The 19,348-nt window shown below is 59.4% G+C and carries 20 protein-coding genes and 2 tRNA genes; 12 read left to right on the plus strand and 10 right to left on the minus strand.

Annotated features, from left to right (window positions below; all coding sequences use genetic code 11):
• Positions 1 to 11 precede the first annotated feature (11 nt).
• From H8K11_08985 to H8K11_09025, 9 genes are all read left to right on the plus strand, one after another.
• Positions 12 to 88 (plus strand) — tRNA-Pro (locus tag H8K11_08985).
• A 440-nt stretch (positions 89 to 528) separates the two neighbouring features.
• Positions 529 to 819, plus strand: a complete 291-nt coding sequence (locus H8K11_08990; protein MCS6263882.1) for an acylphosphatase — start codon at positions 529 to 531, stop codon at positions 817 to 819.
• Positions 820 to 830: 11 nt separating this feature from the next.
• A complete protein-coding gene (locus H8K11_08995) occupies positions 831 to 1,829 on the plus strand; it encodes a sigma-70 family RNA polymerase sigma factor (GenBank protein ID MCS6263883.1) in 999 nt (332 codons plus the stop codon).
• A gap of 24 nt (positions 1,830 to 1,853) precedes the next feature.
• Positions 1,854 to 2,369 (plus strand): adenine phosphoribosyltransferase, encoded by a 516-nt coding sequence (locus H8K11_09000; GenBank protein MCS6263884.1) that lies wholly within the window; start codon positions 1,854 to 1,856, stop codon positions 2,367 to 2,369.
• A gap of 210 nt (positions 2,370 to 2,579) precedes the next feature.
• Positions 2,580 to 3,050, plus strand: a complete 471-nt coding sequence (locus H8K11_09005; GenBank protein ID MCS6263885.1) for a TraR/DksA C4-type zinc finger protein — start codon at positions 2,580 to 2,582, stop codon at positions 3,048 to 3,050.
• Between the two features lie 119 nt (positions 3,051 to 3,169).
• Positions 3,170 to 3,868 (plus strand): 7-cyano-7-deazaguanine synthase QueC, encoded by a 699-nt coding sequence (gene queC, locus H8K11_09010; protein MCS6263886.1) that lies wholly within the window; start codon positions 3,170 to 3,172, stop codon positions 3,866 to 3,868.
• Positions 3,869 to 3,964: 96 nt separating this feature from the next.
• Positions 3,965 to 4,141, plus strand: coding sequence for a hypothetical protein (locus H8K11_09015; GenBank protein ID MCS6263887.1), 177 nt, complete (start codon positions 3,965 to 3,967; stop codon positions 4,139 to 4,141).
• Positions 4,142 to 4,167: 26 nt separating this feature from the next.
• Entirely contained in the window at positions 4,168 to 4,560 is a 393-nt protein-coding gene (locus H8K11_09020; protein MCS6263888.1) for a cytochrome c, read from the plus strand.
• A gap of 189 nt (positions 4,561 to 4,749) precedes the next feature.
• On the plus strand, positions 4,750 to 5,577 hold the full coding sequence (locus H8K11_09025) for a hypothetical protein (GenBank protein MCS6263889.1): 828 nt from the start codon (positions 4,750 to 4,752) through the stop codon (positions 5,575 to 5,577).
• Positions 5,578 to 5,662: 85 nt separating this feature from the next.
• Here H8K11_09025 and H8K11_09030 read toward each other — a convergent pair whose 3' ends face one another.
• Positions 5,663 to 6,394 (minus strand): hypothetical protein, encoded by a 732-nt coding sequence (locus tag H8K11_09030; protein MCS6263890.1) that lies wholly within the window; start codon positions 6,392 to 6,394, stop codon positions 5,663 to 5,665.
• 298 nt (positions 6,395 to 6,692) lie between these two features.
• Between H8K11_09030 and malQ the strand changes: the two genes are divergently transcribed.
• Genes malQ through H8K11_09045 form a run of 3 tightly spaced genes read left to right on the plus strand, consistent with a single transcriptional unit; the run spans position 6,693 to position 11,551 of the window.
• Positions 6,693 to 8,954: a 4-alpha-glucanotransferase gene (malQ, locus tag H8K11_09035; protein MCS6263891.1), complete on the plus strand. Its 2,262-nt coding sequence runs from the start codon at positions 6,693 to 6,695 to the stop codon at positions 8,952 to 8,954.
• Positions 8,955 to 8,984: 30 nt separating this feature from the next.
• On the plus strand, positions 8,985 to 10,136 hold the full coding sequence (locus tag H8K11_09040; protein ID MCS6263892.1) for a hypothetical protein: 1,152 nt from the start codon (positions 8,985 to 8,987) through the stop codon (positions 10,134 to 10,136).
• Positions 10,137 to 10,156: 20 nt separating this feature from the next.
• A complete protein-coding gene (locus tag H8K11_09045) occupies positions 10,157 to 11,551 on the plus strand; it encodes a sigma-54-dependent Fis family transcriptional regulator (protein ID MCS6263893.1) in 1,395 nt (464 codons plus the stop codon).
• Between the two features lie 7 nt (positions 11,552 to 11,558).
• Here H8K11_09045 and H8K11_09050 read toward each other — a convergent pair whose 3' ends face one another.
• The 9 genes from H8K11_09050 to H8K11_09090 form a co-directional block, all read right to left on the minus strand.
• The gene (locus H8K11_09050; protein MCS6263894.1) at positions 11,559 to 12,005 is read right to left on the minus strand and encodes a hypothetical protein; all 447 of its coding nucleotides are present in this window, start codon (positions 12,003 to 12,005) and stop codon (positions 11,559 to 11,561) included.
• Complete coding sequence (locus tag H8K11_09055) at positions 12,002 to 12,256, minus strand: Lrp/AsnC ligand binding domain-containing protein (protein ID MCS6263895.1); 255 nt, start codon at positions 12,254 to 12,256, stop codon at positions 12,002 to 12,004. Before H8K11_09055 ends, H8K11_09050 begins: the two co-directional genes overlap by 4 nt.
• Positions 12,257 to 12,382: 126 nt before the next feature.
• On the minus strand, positions 12,383 to 14,095 hold the full coding sequence (locus H8K11_09060) for a hypothetical protein (GenBank protein MCS6263896.1): 1,713 nt from the start codon (positions 14,093 to 14,095) through the stop codon (positions 12,383 to 12,385).
• Between the two features lie 107 nt (positions 14,096 to 14,202).
• The gene (locus H8K11_09065; protein ID MCS6263897.1) at positions 14,203 to 14,697 is read right to left on the minus strand and encodes a response regulator; all 495 of its coding nucleotides are present in this window, start codon (positions 14,695 to 14,697) and stop codon (positions 14,203 to 14,205) included.
• 37 nt (positions 14,698 to 14,734) lie between these two features.
• Positions 14,735 to 15,538: a hypothetical protein gene (locus H8K11_09070; protein MCS6263898.1), complete on the minus strand. Its 804-nt coding sequence runs from the start codon at positions 15,536 to 15,538 to the stop codon at positions 14,735 to 14,737.
• 203 nt (positions 15,539 to 15,741) lie between these two features.
• A complete protein-coding gene (locus tag H8K11_09075) occupies positions 15,742 to 16,431 on the minus strand; it encodes a hypothetical protein (protein ID MCS6263899.1) in 690 nt (229 codons plus the stop codon).
• An 867-nt stretch (positions 16,432 to 17,298) separates the two neighbouring features.
• A tRNA-Arg gene (locus H8K11_09080) sits at positions 17,299 to 17,375 on the minus strand.
• Between the two features lie 110 nt (positions 17,376 to 17,485).
• Positions 17,486 to 17,776 (minus strand): hypothetical protein, encoded by a 291-nt coding sequence (locus H8K11_09085; GenBank protein MCS6263900.1) that lies wholly within the window; start codon positions 17,774 to 17,776, stop codon positions 17,486 to 17,488.
• Between the two features lie 201 nt (positions 17,777 to 17,977).
• The gene (locus H8K11_09090; protein MCS6263901.1) at positions 17,978 to 19,348 is read right to left on the minus strand and encodes a DUF4340 domain-containing protein; all 1,371 of its coding nucleotides are present in this window, start codon (positions 19,346 to 19,348) and stop codon (positions 17,978 to 17,980) included.

Consider the following 19,348-nt stretch of genomic DNA (forward strand, 5'->3'; position numbering starts at 1 on the left):
TTCTGCCCGGTCGGGGCGTAGCGCAGCCCGGTAGCGCACTGCGTTCGGGACGCAGGGGTCGGAGGTTCAAATCCTCTCGCCCCGACCAAACAGAGCTTGTTCCGGCGTCTCCTTAGCCAAAGCTCTCCCCATTATCGCCGGCGGATACACACCTCCCGCAAATTCTACTTGGGTCAAACCGCACCTCGAAATGCGCGCCGTCTCTGTCTCCTCCCAGCACAACACAACGCACGTAGAGGCTGCTTGATCCGGACATAGCCGCAATAGGGTGACGCGCTTCGCCAGTCTCCGCCGGTTGCCACCCATTTTCACTGTGACTCTCCTGCTCTCGCCGCGTATCGGCTCGGCCGTCTATGCACGGGCTCATGCTTCGCCAGGTACCTGCCGATAAGGTAGGCGTATGAGTCTAGTGATGCCGCGTAAACTTGCAAATCGCGTGACGCTCTCCGGGAGCTGTGAGAGTATCCAATGCTAGGCGTGGCACTCGCTCTGCGCGTGACGTTCGACCAGTGGGAGGGCTGCGAGACGATGACCGACACCGGCGAATCAGTGCGCGCGAGAATTCTTGTCAGCGGGCGTGTGCAGGGGGTTGGGTATCGTGCTTTTACCTGCCGGATGGCGGTTTCGCGTGGAGTGACGGGTCACGTCGAGAATCTCGATGGCGGGCAGGTCGCGGTGGATGCTGAGGGGAACCGGGGTGTCCTTGAGGAATTCCTGTCGGATCTCAAGAAGGGCCCCGTCGGGTCGCGTGTGACGCAGGTGCAGGTGGAGTGGAGTCGCGCGACCGGCCGATCTCAGGCCTTTACGATTAAGCAGTAGGTAACGGAATTATGGCTCGACGTGCAGCAGTGCGACAGGACAGCGCAGTGAATTCACCCGTCTCGGCTCGCCGCCCGCGCGTGGCGCGCGGGGAAGAGGACGAAGATGCGGAGTCGGGGAGCCACGCCGAGGCCGAAGAGTCCGGAGCGGACAATCGTCCGGCGGAATCCGGGCGGGCCGAGGGCCTCGACACGATCAAGAGTTATCTTCGAGAGGTGCGCAAATCGACACTGCTGAATTTCAAGCAGGAACAGGCATTGGGCAAGCGGGTCATGGCGGGCGACGAAGCGGCGCGCCAGGAAATGATCGAGGCGAATCTCCGCCTGGTGATCAGTATCGGCAAGCGGTACATGAACCGGGGGTTTCCCTTTGCGGATATCGTCGAAGAGGGCAACCTTGGCCTGATCAAAGCGGTAGAGAAGTTCAATTACAAGCGGGGGTTCCGCTTCAGTACCTACGCCTCCTGGTGGATTCGCCAGTTTATCGAACGGGCCATTATCAATCAGGGGAAGCTCGTCCGGTTGCCGGTCCATGTCGTCGAACGGTTGAACCGGTATCTGGGTAAAGTTGAACAACTGGTCCATGAGCTGGGCCGGGAACCAAGGGCCGACGAAGTCGCTGCCAAGCTGAAAACCAGTGTTGCGGAAGTCGATGATCTGAAGCAGCTGGTCCGCACCACCTGCTCCCTGGACAGCCCGATCAGCGACCGGCAGGATACGTTTCTGCGCGATGTGATCGAAGATCCGCTCTGCCTGACGCCGGCGGAGACGACCGAAGGCGTGATGCGGCGGGCTGAACTCATGGCCTGGGTGAAAGAGCTGCCTGAAAAGGAACGCACCGTGATTCTGGCGCGATTTGGGCTTGACGGGGCCGAGTCGCGGACGTTAGAAGAGATCGGCCAAGAGATGGGGCTGACCCGTGAGCGGGTCCGCCAGATTGAAACGGCTGCACTGGCCAGGCTCCGCGGCATCATTGAACGGAAAACCATGAAGCGGGCGGATCTCTTATGAGGACGTCCCGATTCGATTGCACGTATGAATTACAAAGCCCTCATTCGAGAAGTTCCAGACTTCCCTAAGCCCGGTATCCTCTTCTACGACATTACGACCCTTCTCAAGAATGCGCAGGCCTTCCGCTCCATCGCGGATGAGCTTGCCGCTCGTTACGAAGGACAGCGTATCGCAAAGATCATCGGGATCGAATCGCGCGGCTTCATCATGGGCGGCACGTTGGCGGCCCGTCTTGGCGCCGGCTTCGTTCCGGTGCGCAAGCCGGGGAAGCTGCCCGCCGATATTTATGAAGTCGAATACAACCTGGAGTATGGATCCAGCGTGTTGGCGATTCATCGGGATGCTGTGTCACCCGGGGAGCGAGTATTGATTGTGGACGACCTGCTGGCCACAGGCGGTACTGCAGCGGCCACGATCGACTTGGTGCGGCAACTCGGCGGGGAGATTGCGGGGCTGGACTTTCTGATCGAGCTGAAAGGCCTCAACGGACGTGACCGGCTGGCGGGTTACGACGTGCATTCGATGATCATATATCCGTAAATCCCCAAGATCTTGGGGAGCCAGGTACTTGTCAAACGATCTGTAGCGTGATATACCTGCCAAACTTTTTCGCCTTGCACTCATCACGAAAGGGCATGAGACTCTATGGCGACGAAAGTCCACGCGAAGAAAAAAACACCAACGACGAAAGCAAAAGCCCCCGCTCCCGAGAAGCCTGTGAAAAAAGAGCGGCCGGCTCCGGTTACTGCTATGACTGAAAAAGACGAAGACAGTGTTGCCGCGCGTGTTGTGGCAGCGCTTACACTGAAAGAAACACCCAAGGAACGAGAAGAGCGTCAGCGCCGGCGTGAAGTCCTGCAGCGAATGCTCCTGAGCAAACGCCAAGAAATCATGCGCGAGATCGAGGGGAACCTCGGCCAGTCGTTGACCGAAGATCAGCAGCGCCGCTTGGAGTCCGCCAGGGATGTGGGGGATCAAGCCCTCATGGATCTGGATCGCGAACTCGGCATTTCGCTGATGGAGATGCGGAACCGGAAGCGCCAGGCCATCGATGAGGCGTTGACCAGACTCAGCGAGGGCACCTACGGGATTTGCGCGGAATGCGGCATCGAGGTCAGTGAAAAGCGGTTGGAGGCGGTGCCGTTCGCCAAGCTCTGCGTCCAATGCCAGTCTCGACAGGAATTGCTCGAGAAAATCGAGAAGGAAGAGGATCGCGACTAGCTCACAGGAGCCGGCCGCATCCATTCACCATCCCACTTCAGCTTGCGACGCACCTCAGCCCGTGATCGTCGGTCGAGTGTCCAAACCTCAGTAGTCTGCCCGGCCCTTACCTGTTCCCTATGAGTCACGTCGATTCGAAGGCGGTGATCCTGCTCAGTGGTGGGTTGGATTCTACCGTCACGGCTGCCATTGCCAAGCAGGATGGCTACCGGCTGTATTGTCTGACTATCTCCTACGGCCAGCGCCACCATGTTGAAGTCGAGCGGGCGAGGGCCGTTGCCCAGGCCTTGAGTGCCGCCGCTCATGTGGTGGTGGACGTGGATCTGCGGGCGTTCGGAGGGTCCGCTCTCACCGACGATGTGACGGTGCCCAAGGACCGCAGCCAAGAGGACCGGGCGGGTGGAATTCCCGTCACCTACGTACCGGCTCGCAACACGATTTTCTTGTCCTTGGCCCTGGCATACGCCGAAACGCTTGAGGCGCAGAGAATTTATTTCGGTGCCAATGTGCTGGATTATTCCGGTTATCCGGACTGCCGACCGGATTTTATCCGCGCCTTTGAAGTCGTCGCCAGGCTTGGCACTAAGATGGGCATTGAGGGGCGGGCTGTCGAGGTGTGTGCGCCTCTGCTGATGCTGTCAAAAGCCGAAATCGTGCAACGTGGACAGGAGCTGCGGGCTCCCTTGGAACTGACGCATAGTTGCTATGACCCCGGCGCTGGTGGCGTGGCCTGCGGCCGGTGCGACAGTTGCCGGATTCGGCGTGAAGGCTTCCGCTTGGCCGGAGTTGTGGATCCGGTCTCCTATGCGATACTCTAACGACCATCGAGGCGACTAAGCTGAAGGTCGCGTTGTGCCGTGAGCCCGGTTTGTACTTTCCCCTGCGATCACACAAGAGTCTGGAGAGCTGCGCCTATGACGCCTGAAGAATTTTTCATGTATTTGATCATCGCCCTGGTGATCGTCACACCGATCGCGGCGCGGCTGTATCGGCGGTTGACGCTGAATCGCACGACGCAAATGCTACGGGATCAACTACAGCAATCGCAGGGACCTCGGACGACAACCCCGCCTTCTGAGCCCCCGCGATGAAGCGAATCAGAGTCAGGAGTATTCAGATGAAGGTCTGGGTGATGGGAGTCGGGTTTGCGGTGATGGTCGCAGCCCTGGCGGCTTGTGAGTCCAATGCAACCAACCAAGACGCGGCAAAGCCGGCCGGAGGGGCGACACCGGCAGAGGTACAGGTCGGTGAGGCGAAATTCACTGCCACTTGTGCCGCCTGTCATGGTGTGCGTGGTGTCGGGACCAAGCAAGGTCCGCCGCTGGTGCATAAGATTTATGAACCGAATCATCACGCCGACATGGCGTTTCAGCGGGCCGCGGAAAACGGTGTCCGCGCTCACCACTGGGAGTTCGGCAACATGCCGAAGATCGAAGGCGTGACGTCCGGAGACGTGGAGCATATCATTCGATATGTGCGATGGTTGCAGCGGGAGGCCGGGATTTATTAAGGTCACGGCCGGTTCGTATCCCCCCGTCGGCTGTCTGTTCACCGTCGACCACTTGCCCTCAACACCCCTTCGTTTGACAATCTCTGCGTGCGGTTCGTAAGGTATTTGCATGCCATCATGAGGCCGTTGACGCCCGCAGTACGTCGCCAGGCGGGCCTCGGTGGTCTGACCTTTTCACAGGAGGAACCTATGAGACACGGAGCCTGGTCCATGCTCGGGGCTGTGGGGGTATTGCTGCTGACGTCGGGTTGCGTGGCCATCGAGGCCGGCCATGAGGGGGTGATGGTCGAACAACCATTCTTCTTCGGCCACGGAGGCGTTGATCCGGCTCCCTCCAAGACCGGCCGGGTCTGGGTTGCGCCGACGACGAAGGTCATCGAGGTGGATGTCCGGCCATTGCAGTATTCCGAACATTTCGACATTATTTCGGCTGAAAACGCTCCGGTTTCCTTCGATGCGTTTATGATCGCCAATGTGGTCGAAGGGCGCTCGCCGGAGATCGTCGGTCGCTATGGCACCAACTGGTACCAAAACAACGTGAAGGAAGCCTTCCGCACGTTCGTTCGGGAAGAAGTGCAAAAGTACCCGCTGTTTCAATTGACGACCGATCCGACGACCAGGACGAAACTGCAGGACGCCATTGCGCGTGAAGTGCAGACCAAACTCATCGATAAGCAAAATATGCCGATCCGGCTCAATCGGGTCGTGGTCGGCAGCATTCTGCCGCCGAAAGGGGTCGTCGAGCAGACGACTCAAACCATCATTCAGGAGCAGCGCAAGATCACGATGGTCGAGTTTCAAAAGGCGGAAGAGGCGCGTGAAAAAGCCGAAAAGCAGCGTGGGATCGCCGATCGTGCCTATCGGGAATCGTTGGGACTGACGGCGCCGGAATTCGTCGATCTGCGCCGTATCGAAGTGCAGAAGGAAATTGTGCAGCACTCGCCTTCGGCTTTGACGGTCATCATGGGGTTGGAGCGTGTCGGCATCAACATGCCGCCCCTGGCGAGTGATCGGTAAGACTCAGGGATGACACTGGCTTGGGTGTAACGGGATGGGGGCAGGAGCGGACGATATCCGGTCCTGTCCCCGGAGACTCGGTGAATTACTTCACCACCCAGACACGGTAGGTTTTTGCATTGAGTGGTTTCGCGATTCGCAGTGTGCCCACCTCGCCTGGATTCATGACATCTTCACCGGTCGCGGTTTTCCTGGCCGGATGACGACTGCTCCGTACCAGGATGCCCTGATCGTCATAAAAGTCCACCATCACATCCGCTGATTCTCGCAAGCTGCCTTGGTAGGCGGTTCCCAGCCAATCAAGACGCTTGAGCGCCTGGTATACGATAACGAGTGTGCCATCGGCTTCTTCACGCGCGCTGACGATTTTCAGCGCCCGATTCTGATCCAAGCCTGGTTCGGTTCCGCCCGCCGTCTGTGCGATCAGCACCCGTTCCACCTCATCTGCATGGAAGACGGCCTTCACCTTACAGTACACCGTGCGTCCCGTTTCGCTCTGCTGAACGATCTGTTGATCGGTCACATGCTTCGAGGCGAGGGTATGCACCAGATTGCGGAATAGCTTCGAGTCGACAATCGAGGCGGTCTGTTCTCGCACTGCCGCTGAGGTGCTGATGGCCTGATACAGCGCTTCGGTGCAGGCATGGTGCCTGGCTTCTGATGCGGTTTCCGGCTCGTGATAGGCGTACCGATAATCTCCGGTGACATCGACCCGAGAGTGTTCTGGCAAGGCCTGAGCCGGTGCGGCAAACATGAGACATTGAACGGCGATTGCGAGCAAGGCACCGCTTCCTGATAGCGACAGCTGCGGGGTCATAGGAGCCACCTCCCTTTCTGTGCCCGGTTCCACCTGATGAGTAAAGACAGTCGCCGCCTCCCGACGCTGAGATTATGCTACCACGCGTGAAGGGGCGCAGCAATGCGACGTCGCTCGGCACTCTCGCCCGGAAGGGCACTTCTATTGATCGGTCATGAGCCTCGTCGTGTGGAGGGCCGTGTATCGGTTAGACGGTCGCCCGCGTGCTCAAGCGGGGTGGGTCATGTCGCAACTCTGCGGAAAAGCATAGGATACCTTGACTTGATGGAGGTCTTCACTCACACTCGGGCACGACACTATGTATGACGGCACCGAGCAAGATCTGCTTCGCCTCCTCGCCTCACGGGCCGGTATTTTACCCGACTATCACGACATCGCCGGTACTCTCCATGTGACCAGTGACGAGACGCGTCGAGCCATTCTGTCCGCCATGGGTTTTCAGGTCGGATCGGGTGCGGTCCTGTCTCAGGAGCTGACCGCCTTCGACGAGGCGCCCTGGCAGCAATCCTGTGATCCGATTCTCATTCTCCAACAAGGGTATGGCCCCACGCAGTGGACGTTTCGCCCTGCGCTGGAGGAAGGGGAGGAGCAACACGTTGCGGTAGCCTGGACTCTCACGGATGAAAAAGGGACCATCGTTCATCGTGGCGAAACCGGCCCCGGCCTGAATCCATGCGAGGTCCGTTCGCTGGCCGGGCGGCGGATGGTGCGCGTTGACCTGCCGCTGGTTCAGAACCTGGAACTTGGCTATTACGATTTGTCGGTCAGCACCATGGGCAGCAAGGTGGTGACCAGGGGTACGCTCCGCGTGGTCGTGGCCCCGCCGCATTGTTTTGTGCCGGAGGAGCTGGCTCGGGGTGGAAAGGTGTGGGGCTTGGCAGTGCAGCTCTATTCGCTACGGTCGCAGACCAATTGGGGCGTGGGCGATTTTACGGATTTGTCCCGGTTGGTCGAATGGGCAGGCAAGGAGCTGGGAGCCGGCATCATCGGGCTGAATCCATTGCATGCGCTGAAAAATTCGCGTCCCCACCATCTCAGCCCTTATTCCCCGACCAGCCGCCTGTTTTTGAACGAGCTGTATATCGACCTCGATCGGCTCCCGGAGTATCACGCGTCGCCGGATGCGCAACGGCTGCGGAACAGCGCAGAGTTTCAAAGGGAACTGGAGCAGGCGCGCGCGGCCGACCTGGTGGATTCAGAATCTGTGAACAAGGCGAAGCGCACGATGCTGGACCTCGCCTACCGACAGTTTCTGAAGGATAACTATACGGGAACCGAACCGTCGCTGGAGCCGACCACTGCGCGTGGGTGGCTGTTGCACCGGTTTATTCGAGATGAAGGAGAATCGCTGGAGCGATTTGCGGTATTCCAGGTGCTGGAAGAGGAACGACGCCTGATCGAGCAGTCGCTCAAGCTGTGGCCTGAGTGGCCAGACCAGTACCGGACTCCCGATTCGCCGGCGCTGCGTGAATTTTCCAAACGGCATCGCAAGCGGGTCCGGTTTTTCCAGTATATGCAGTGGGTGGCGGCGGATCAGTTGCGAACGGCCAAAACCCGGGCGGCACAGGCGCACATGACGGTTGGCTTGTATCCTGATCTCGCACTGGGCAGCGACCGAAATGGCGCGGAGGCGTGGATGCTGCAGGAGGTGCTCGCGCTCGGCGCGGACTGCGGCGCGCCCCCGGATGCATTTGCGCCGCAAGGGCAGAATTGGGGGTTCGCTCCGTTTCATCCGTTGCGCCTCAAGTCCACAGGCTATCGCTCGTTCATCGAGTTGCTCAGGAAAACGCTCCGGCAGGGCGGGGCGATCCGCATCGACCATGTGATGACGCTGTTCCGGCTGTTCTGGGTGCCGCGCGGGATGAGTGCAGAGGCGGGCGCCTATGTGCAGTATCCGGCGGAGGACCTGCTGCGGATTCTCGCGCTGGAAAGCCTGCGCGCGCAGACTCTGGTGATCGGAGAGGATCTGGGGACGGTGCCGGACTATGTGCGGGAACAGCTGGCGCGGTATAAGATTCTCTCCTATCGAGTCTTTTATTTCGAACGGAACTGGGATGGGGCCTGCAAGTCTCCGTCGGCCTATCCCGAGCAGTCGCTCGCGGTCGTCACGACACACGACCTTCCGACGCTGACCGGTTATTGGACGGGAGAAGATATCCGATTACGGGCTAAGCTCGGCATGTATGCGAGCGACCAGGCCGTACAGCAAGCCTTCGAGGAGCGCACGCGTGACCGGGGACATATCCTTGGGGCCTTGAGCGGGGCGGGGTTGCTGCCCTCCGGGGTGAGCGATCAGCCTGATTCTGTTCCGGTGATGACGCCCGCTCTGTGCCGCGCGATTCATGTCTACCTGGCGACGTCGCCGGCCTGGGTTGTCATGGCCAACCTTGACGATGTGATCGGTGAAGTGACACAAATGAATCTCCCTGGCACCGTGGACGCCTATCCGAACTGGTCGCGCAAACTGTCGCTGTCTCTGGAGGAGCTCCAACGGGATGAACGCGTACAAGCACTCGCCGCAGCCATATGTGCTCTCCGCCCTCCGGCTGCAACCGCCTGAACTGTCCTTCCTGCGCGGCACGAGATCGTGATGAAGAGCCGGAATCAGGTGGTGCTGGCCATCGCCGCAATCCTCTTCCTGATCGTGATGGTGATGGAATGGATGTTCCCGCTGAATGTCGTCGGCGCGTTCGGTTTCGTGTTGCCGATTCTGCTGGTGGCCACAGTCCGAAGTCGGCGGCTCATGGTGGTGACGCTCGCACTGTGCATCCTGGTGACATTTGTCGGTCTCTTCCAGCCGGGCAAGAAGCGAGAGCGGTTTACCGCCGTCGTGTTTAATCGCATTATGGTGGCCTGTGTGTTGACCGGGGTGGCCTATATCGGTGTGACATGGGAGGAGCGGAAAGCTCGCGAGGAAGCCGCCAAGGCTGCCCTGGCGACGCAAACCGAACACCTGTTGCTGGCCAATACGCAGCTGGTCGAGATCAAAGACAAGCTCGCGCGATCAGAACGGTTGGCGGCCGTGGGGCAATTGGTGGCGTCGGTGGCGCATGAGGTCGGGACGCCGTTACATTCGATTGCCTGGCATGTGGAGGCGCTCGCGGAAGAGCCCGGTGTCACGCCTGCGATGCAGAAACGCATCGGTATCATCGATGAACAGTTGAATCGCGTGGTGCGGATCATTCAAGATCTCTTATCGTCTACCCGACAACGCAAGCCTGAGCCGACATGGTATCCGGCAGAACGCCTGATCGAGCCGGTCGTCGCGCTGATGGAACCGGGATACCATGCCAAGGGTGTGACGCTTCACACCGAGGTGGCGCCGGCTTTGCTGGTGTGGGCCGATGCCGAAAAGATCCACCAAGTGTTGGTCAATCTCCTGAGCAATGCACTCGCGGCCACCGGGGCCGGGGGGCATGTCACGGTCGCCGTGACCATTCGTCAAGCTTCCTCGGATGAGATGGAGGGCGCATCCTGCACCGGCCGACCCGATCTCCGGACGGTCGTCACGTTGGTGGTGAGCGATTCAGGCTGTGGGATGCCTCGGGAGGATGTCGAGCGAGCCTTCCAACCGTTCTTCACCACAAAAGCCGTGGGGAAGGGTACCGGATTGGGCTTATTTCTGAGCCGGGAGGCTGTGTCTGCTCACGGCGGCCGGTTGACACTCGAGAGTGAGATCGGCAAGGGCACGACGGTGACGGTGGTGCTGCCTGGTTTGCCGTCCGACTCGGCTGCGGTTTAGCGGTATAGAGAGGGAGAGTCATGAGTCAGGCGAAGTTATTCGTAGTGGATGACGACGAGGCCGCCAGAACCTTGTTGGCGGAAGCGCTGGTAAAGGAGGGTTATGAGGTGGAGGCCTTCTCCAGCGGCCAGGCTGCGGTGGAGCGCGGCAAACAATCGCGGGCCGATGTCGTCCTGACCGATATCCGGATGGAACAAGGCGATGGATTTCTCGTGCTGAAGGAGTTCAAGAAGTTCAGTCCGGACACCTCGATCGTGTTGCTGACCGCGTTCGGATCTCTGGAGGGCGCGATCGAAGCGATCAAGCAAGGGGCCTACGATTACCTGGCCAAGCCGTTCAAGAGGGACGAAATCCGTCTCGTCGTCCAGCGCAGTCTGGAGCATTGTCGCCTGGTGCGGGAAAACGCCCGCTTTCGCGAAGATGCGCGCGCCCGCGAACCCTGGTCACAGTTGGTGGGCAGCAGCCCGGCGATGCTGGAGGTGTATAAGCTGGTGGCCCGTGTGTCCGAGGGGCGCAGCACGGTGCTCATCGAAGGAGAAAGCGGAACAGGGAAAGAATTGATTGCGCGGGCTGTCCATTTGAACAGTCCGCGTCGCGACAAACCGTTCATTCCGGTCAATTGCGGCGCCTTACCCGATCATCTTCTGGAGTCGGAAATGTTCGGGTATGAGAAGGGCGCGTTTACGGGCGCCGTCGGAGCCAAAGCCGGGCTGTTCGAGGCCGCCGATGGCGGTACGCTGTTTCTCGATGAGATCGGCGATCTCGGCCAGGCGCTTCAAGTCAAGCTCCTGCGGGTGATGCAAGAGCACGAGGTGCGGCGTGTCGGCAGCACGGCATCGGTGAAAGTCGATGTGCGCATCATTGCCGCGACCAATCGGGACTTGGCTACGCTCGTGAAGGAAGGCAAGTTTCGCGACGACTTGTACTATCGTCTGAATGTGGTGCGGATTGTCCTGCCGTCTCTGGCTGAGCGGCGTGAGGACATCACGATGCTCGCGCATCACTTTCTGCAAAAATATGCCAAGCAGTCGTTGCATGTGAGAGGGTTTTTGCCGGAAACGATGGCGCTGTTGAAACGTTATCACTGGCCGGGGAATGTACGTGAACTGGAGAATGCGGTGGAACGGGCGGTCTCGCTCAGCCATGGCCCGCTGTTGCTTCCCGAAGATCTCCCCGAGTCGATCAGGGTTGAGCCGGATTCAGGTGAGCTGCTCAAGGGGCAACCGGCCGAGGGGGATCACGACGAGCTGTTGACCTTGGACGAGGTCGAGAAACGGCACCTGGCTCGGGTCCTCAAGGAGACGCGAGGAAACAAGGTCAAGGCGGCGAAGATCCTGGGGATCGATCGGCGGACGTTATATCGAATGGCGGAGCGATTCGGATTGGATTTCGGCGATGAGACCGAGGAAAAGTAGGACGACCTTACAATAGTCGAAGCGCGTTCTTGAGCAGGCGAATTTCGTTCGCGGCGCTTTGCGGCAGGGGTGTTTCTGCATCCTCCCACGAATCGAATATCCCGTCTTTCTCGCGATGGAACACTTGCAGCCATAATCGTGTGGTGCTGTCGTCCTGCGGGACGACCCGTGCTTCGACCCGAGTCTTCCCTACGCCGAATCTCCAGCGCAATAGTCCGTTCCAAGGGCTTCTGATCTCCTGCCGCATTCCGGTCGTGATGTTGCCGGTGTCATCTTGGTCGACCGTATAGCCCCCTTGGGTCAGGACATCGGACAGTGCCGTTTTTACCTGCTCGGCAGGAACCGGGAGTGTCACCTCCATCACATCGGGCTCCGGGGCGGGTGGGCCCCCCGCACATCCGGCGAGCGCTGCGACGAGAACGAACGCCGTGATGGCAGAGACACGAGTACTCATTTCGGTTTGCCCTCCTGAAGGCGATAGACCATGTGCGTATCCGTCTGATCGACACCGGGGATGGCGTGAATTTTCGCGAGCACGAGTTGGGTCAGTGCGTCCTGGTGGGGAATTTCAACGATGGTGAAGATGTCGGGCTTTCCCCAACAGGGGTCGATTTGTTTGATTTCCTTAATATCCCCAAGGGCTTTGACGACATCAGCGGTTTGGCCGGGATGTACGTTGATCAATACATAGGCTCGGTCCGGCATGGAGTACATCTCCCGTGAGGTGGTGGGGCGTCAACGCCTGCCAACGAATCGAAACCTAGCGGATTGCTCAGGATGAAGTCAACAGAACGCCCTCGGCTCGAGCAGGATGGCCGGTGTCGCGCGTTGTTACTTGGGAGCCACGATAACTTCTACTCTGTACATGTCGCCGACTGTCGAAAGATCTGCTTCCAACCCCCGGGGATTGCCCACTCGCCCGTCAGGATCGTAGATGAAGCACAACAACGTGGCTCCGTTCGGACGCCCGGAGTAATGGGCTTTGTCTGTGGCGATCTGCTCGGCGATGTCTCTGCTCGTCAATCCTGAGCGAGTCTGTTTGACCACCACCACCGTTTTTTCCCAGTCGAGGAGATAGCTCGTCCGACGAGTACCGTTGGCATAGGGCGGCGTCCATTCTTCCGTGCCCACCTCATCGAATTGTAACCGGAGAAGCGCGTAAAACAGGTCCTGCAGATCGTACTCGTCCGTGATCTCCAGTGTAGGCCGGTATTCTTTGCGCAGCCGCAGTTGTCGGGCGACCAGGTGGAATCGCGCACACATTCGGCGGAGTATGTCGAGCGTTGCGGTCTCCGATTGATGGCTGTTCGTCTTCGTATCCAGCGGTGTGGTGAGCGCCGTTGGTGTCTTCGGTGGTTTGGCGGGAGATCCCACAGGCGGTTCCGGTTTGAGTCCGGGGGCTGATGTAAGTGCGGGCATGGCTGGTGTGAGCGATACCTCGGCTCGAACTTCGTGAATGCGCGGCTGAGTATCGCGCGCGTGGTTTTCCGCTGCGATCTCGATTGCGGTGTGACTTGCCGGAATCACTGCGACGGGGGCCGGCGCCGGTTTGTGTGCCGGGATGTCTGATGGCTTGGAGGCCTGCTGCGGTGTCGGAGGGGGCTCGATAGGAGCAGTCGGCACAGGTGTCGGGGCGGGACTCATTCGTGGAACGGGGGGAATGGTCCCCGATGGAATCGTAGACGGCGCCGGTGCCATTGTCGAGAGTGAAGTCGGGGCGGTCTCGCCGCGCATTGCCTGCTCAGAGGGCGTTGGGCTGTTCGTTGGTGGCGCGGCGAGAACAGGTTCTGTGGACAGTGATGGTGACGCGGGCAGGGATGCCGGCGCAGGTTTCTCAGTCGGGAGCTGGGCAGTTTCAGCCAGTACGGAGTGCAGCGTGGATGATGGCGGTTGCGGGGGCAGGCGTTGTATCGATGTATCGCGAATCGGTTGTGAGGCGGTGCCTTGGTTGACCGGCGGGGAGGCGGAAGTGGATGAAACGGGTGTTGTCATGACGATCGGAGCGATGGGCTGAGCGGGTTGGCTAATGCTTGTCGTCGCCACTGCGACGGTTGCCGGAGCGTTGGTCATACTGACGGTCGCGAGGGGGGCGGTGCTTGGAGCCTGGAGTGGCACGACTGGAACAGCGGGTTGGGTCGGAGGAACTGCCGTCAGTGTGGGGCGTTCAGGGGCTGTCGGTGGAGGTGGCGCGGTTTCGGCCGGTGCGATGCCCAAAAGCTCTGCCTTCTGATTTTCAAGCTGCACGATCAATTCTTTGAGCAGAGTGGTGCTCTGTGCGGACTCCGTGCGATTGCCGATTCGGAGCTTGTGATTCTTGTGGGCCTGGTATTCCGGCGACTTTTCACCGAACAGTCGCCGGATCGATTCCCGAAGGGAAAGCTCGGTTCTGGCGCGGACTGCGTCACGATACGGGAATCCATCTCGGCTCAGGTCATCGATCTGTGAGCTCAGTTCACGCAACGTGGTGATGCCGCGGCTGAGTTCTTCAACGGCGTTCTGTTTCGATCGGCCGCGTTGAGGTTCGCTTGCTCTCGCTCGTGCCATGTGTCTTGTTCCTCTGTTGAGAAAAGTCTATCCAAGCGGGTGATATCTGGCAAGAAATCCCTGCTTCTATCCGTGAGCCGGGAGGCAGGGACGGGCGGTGCGGGCGGTTAGTCAATCCACTCGACATCGCCGTGGACGGGCCGCGTCGCATTTTTCTGATCGGGAGCGGCGGGAGGACCGGCCAAGACCTGTCGGACCACCGATAACAGCGTTTCGCTTGTAAAAGGCTTTTTGAGAAATGGTAATCCCGCTCGTACGAGGCCGCGATCTTGTAACTCAGAGCCCGGGCTGCCGGACATGAGCAGGACGCGGATCTCGCGCTTGTCCTGCAGGAGCCGCTCAACCATGTCGAGACCGTTCACGCGGGGATAGGGGTTCTTGTCGACGGAAAGTTGAAAGCCCGGTGGGGGCAGAAAGACATCGGCGATCACGAGGTGGATCGGGTCGGGGTGTTCGGCACAGAGCCTGAGCGCTTCGGCACTGCCCGGTGCCTGAAACACCGTGTAGCCGGCGTCCCGCAACGGTTTGGTACTGACAAGAAGGGCGCTAGGGTCGTCGTCGACTATTAAGATCGTCGAGGGCTGTGTGTGACCGGGGGCCATGATGGACTCCTCTGTTGGGTGTCGGTATCCCGAGTCCTCAGAATGGAGGGTGTTGCTCCTTCAATCGTTCGTATTCGCGTTGTTCGCAACTGCCATGTCTGGGACGCAGGGATTCAGGCACCTCCGCAAAGCGGATGGTGCAATAGCGCTGAGCCTGCCGCCGCCGGTCGAGGTCTTGTTGTTCTTCGAGTTGCTGAAGTCGAACGGTGAGGTCGATGGCTGGAAGATCGTTGCCGACCGGATTGTCCTGGCGTGATGGGATCTGTTCATCCTCACTGGATCTGGGGTGGGGGCCGTTCAACCGCCAGCGTGTCAACACATCGTCCTGATTGAACACAATGATCAAGCCGAACTGGGAGTAGTCCCAGATCAGTTCTCCCTGCTCGGGGCGCGCCCAGATGGAGCGAGGGAGACCGTATCGATTCCAGATCTCGTCACGCAGCATGCCCACCCGTGGGGTGAGGTTCCGGATCGCCGTGATCTGCGCCTGTATCGGAGAAGTGTCTTTATGTTTCCCGAAACTACTGTGTTTGGAGAGTGATTCCAGCGCAGTGCGCGGCACCCGCAGCAATCGCCACACCGTGATAAGCCCCTGCGCGCAGTCAGCCGGATGCAGGTCTTCGAAAATCATCTGCGTATCGATGGGAAAGCCGCTGACTTCCTGGGTACGCGTGAAATTCTTGACCTCTTGGACGGCGGCGACGTATGCGCGTTGGCGCCCGTCTTCCACGTTGGGGGCGCATGAAGCTCGCCCTGTGAAGAACACGTCATCCCCGAAATGAAAGAGCGCCTGCTCGGTCCAGAACGGACGATTCTCCGCAGCCTGTGCCGTGGAGGTCACCGCAAGACTCAATAATGTGAGGAGAAGGTAGTGGGTCATATGCGCGGCCGGAGCAAGGACATTGCGGAACGGCACGCTTGCAGTATATCGCGTGAGGCAAAAAATACGACAAAAGACCGATTTTACACGTCAGGGGATTGTCAGGCAGAAATCGTGAGTCGGGTTCGGGGGCTGGACTGTAGAGCCAGGGTGGCGAGCAATAGTTAGTAGTTCATGGAGGGGGTTAAATTCTCCCTGCCTGAAGAGGCAGGGGCGGCGTGGGCCTTCGGTGGGCTCACTTCGGTGCTCATGAGGCCGGATCCCGGCGGGCACACGCTCTCCGGCGCGACAGCACCCGGATTGCGCAGACCCCAGGCCGTCGCGAGGGCATGACAGGTGAGGAGGCTGACCCCTTCCTCGATATTGCTGAAGCGTTCGGTCGATTGAGCCTTGCCGCTCCATTCGATTTCGCCGGTATTCACATCCACGGCTCTGAGGGCAACCGTGGCTGAATAGACCCGCTGGCTGTGAGGAAGGCCGCTACTCCAATCCAGGGCTTCCCAGGAACCCACCTCGGCATTGCTGAACACTACCAAGCGAGCGCCGACGAGTTTGGCCATCCGCAGCACATCCGTTTCCAGGTACTGGTAGCCCGTGAGGCTCACTTTCTGGTCAGCCGCCGCCTGCAACACCTTCGTCTGGTCCACGACGAGCACGCCCTTTTTGAGCAACCATGTGCTCGCACTCTGAACCGTGTCCGGGCGTCCGCCCCAAACGACCGCTCTGGTGTAGGGGGAAGGGAGTTTCGAGTGAAAGCCATCCGTCGTCGGGGTTTCGATGAACGCGTAGCCGTGGCAACCCGTTGTTGCCAAGAAGAGGAGTGACAGGCAGATGAACAGATTCGCCGGTTTCATGGGTCTCTTCGGAAGAGCATGTGCTACGAACACGTCGGGAGCCTAATCAAGAGACCGTTTGGACGACGGTAGTATACATGAACAATTCTACCTACGTCTGCTCTATTCGTCGAGCGGGCTCCGTTCTCGAAGCAGGGCGGGGTCCGCTACTCGTACCTACTTATGCGAATGGCATAGGGTTCCTTCGGCAAACCGGTCGAGGTGCTAGAGCGGTTGGGGTGAATGCCGAGGCAGGCGGTAGGGATGCGGAATGTGCCTGGATAGGCGGCGGTTCTGTTCACGGCTGACAGAACCGCCGCAGTCTCACAGGATCTCGACCTGCGGAAAGGCGTTTTGCTCGCCTGTCTTCTGGGGCCGGTCAGCCATGATCATGAGCTGGATGGCAATCAACGGGAGAAGCGCATAACCGATCAGGATCAACGGGAACTCAATCATGATGGAAACTCCTTTGTTATGCAGAGCCTCTAGTGCAATCTCGATACCGTGTCTTAGTAAGGCTATAACGCGTTGATTCTTATAGGTGCACGAGCGAGAAGCCATAAAACCAAAGTAGTCTCAGGCAAGAATCGATGTAGAGAACTGTGCAATGAGAACATTTTGCGCTGAGCCGGAAGGCCTAAGGGTAGTTGTACAAAAGGGAGACGTCGGTCGGGCAAGCGCGCCTAATTCGGATAGACATCAATGTGTAGGGGGCATAGTGACATGGGGAAGCGAAAGCGGAGCCCTGCAGGAAATCACTTCCACCAGGCGCGAAGCGCAGGTAGAGCAGGAGGATGATCGATGCACTACTTGGAGTGAGCGCGAAAGAATAGGCGACCGCGTGGTGAGCGAAGGACCTGAGCAGTCCAGGTTGAAGTGGAGATGGATTGGTGCCCCCGACACGAATTGAACGTGCGACCCGCGGTTTAGGAAACCGCTGCTCTATCCAACTGAGCTACGGGGGCGTGAGGATACGATACTGAAAGCGAGGAGGATTGTCTACCTTAGTGATGCGCCTCCGAAGGGGCTGTGGCCACCTTCGGAGGTGAGTCGAGCTCGAGTAAGCGAGAGGAGGCTAGCGTCGATTGGCTTGGTCGCGCTGGCAGCTCTCTTCGGCCAACATCCGTTGCCCGACGGAGCCGTCTTTGGGAATGCGTGCCAGGCATGCGTCAAGGCTATCGCCTGCAGCACCGGCCGCCGCCCGGTTTCCACTTTTCGCGGTGGCATTCCCGGCGATCGACTGACGAAGCGCTTCATCCCTCTGACAGCCTTCTTCCGCGAGCTGGCGCGTCCCCGCCGTGCCGCCGGATTGGATGCGTGCCAGGCAGGATTGCAGCGAGTCATAGGCCTGCGCAGAGGCTTTCATGGCAGCGCTCGATGAGGACGTCGATCCGCCACCGGTCATGGTCTCTTCCGTAGCACAGGCACTGAGTAATAACAGGGATAAGGACAGAACTACAGCACCGTGAGAACGCGAGTACGTCATTGAAGGATCCTCCTTGATCAAGAGCGATGGGCGCACAGTAGCATAAACCCTCTCTATCTGGAAACACCTCCGGAAGGTCGTTTAGGGGGGAGATCCCGGACTCTGGCCCAGGAGTGCGAGTCGGGAGGGGATTTGTTTCAACAGATCGGGCCGTACCTGGAATATCCCAGGAATTCGATGGCCGATGGCATAGACGAGTCCGCCGACCTGATTGCCCATCGCGAGGCGTCCGGCGACTCGCCCGTCCTTCCCGGTAGCGATGAATTCAGCCACGGGGGCGACAAGGCCATAGGGGGCCAGCGGACCAGCCTGCTTCAGCACTCGTTCTTCCGCCGGCAGATTAACGATACGGCTCACAACCAGGTCTGCGACGTCCTGGCGAAGTTTTTCAGTCGGCTGATCCTCGAGCACCCATTCGTTCCGATCATGAATGAGCACGTATTGCTCCTCGCGCGTTTTGATCGAAAGCATGGCGATGTCCCCGATATCGACGCCGAGCAGTCGCTTATCCTGGAGTGCGAAGAGGTCTTTGGTCAGATCTTTAATCGCCGAGGGGCTGATTTTGTAAATCGGCCCTTCTGCGCTGGTTTGGGCGTAGGCTTCCCCGCTGGTCGGATCCGGCTGAAACAGACGTACCACGTGCTCGACGCCGCCAGCTTGCAGCGTGACCTTCACTTTGGGCTTGGTGAGTGATGGCGCGAGCTTTTCGCGTTCAGGTCCCTGGTCCACGATGGCCAACGCTTTAAGGTCTTCCAGCCTGAAGAGCAGCGCCTGCACCTCGATTCGGTCCCCTTCTGCCTCGATCGGATAGCGAAGTTTCCATTTCTTTTTTGGTTTCTCATCGACTGCGTAAAGCACGATTTCCGTGGAGGGATACGTCAGGCGAAGCCGCTCCGCCTCCTGCTGGTTGAACTGCAGGAGTTCCTTGCGGCGGAAGGAGAGGAGGCTTTTGTTGAGAAAATCTTTCGGCGCCAGATCCGTCAGGAGTACGGCCTCGTCGGATGCCCTCAGCACGTAGAGGGTGGAGGAGAGGGGGCCTGCGTCTCCAATGGAGAGCGTTTCCTGTTTGTCTCCAGCAGTCAGCGTGATGACTGTGGATGGGTGGTCGAGGCCGAACGGCGTCAATGAAACCGGATGGGTTTCGACAAGGCGCGAGACCTTTCCCATGACCAGGGCGCGGACCAAAGCCTGCACCTGTCGCTGGTCGGCGTCGGTTTGAATGGGGGCGGTGATTGTCCAGGGCTGGCCGAGAGTTTGGCTCAGCACCACCTCACCGGATTGACTGCGGACTGTCAGCGCGGAGATCTGAGCTTCGGCGAACGGCAGAATTTGTTTGGTCTGGGTGGCCGTCGCGACTTCGGTCCGTTGCTCAGGGAGTTCAATGAAATACAGGTAGAGCCCAAGCCCCGCTAAGAGGACGGCCAGTATGAGCGTGGGCCAGTAGCGCGCCAT

The sequence above is a fragment of the Nitrospira sp. genome, from assembly GCA_024998565.1.
Classification (GTDB): Bacteria; Nitrospirota; Nitrospiria; order Nitrospirales; family Nitrospiraceae; genus Nitrospira_A.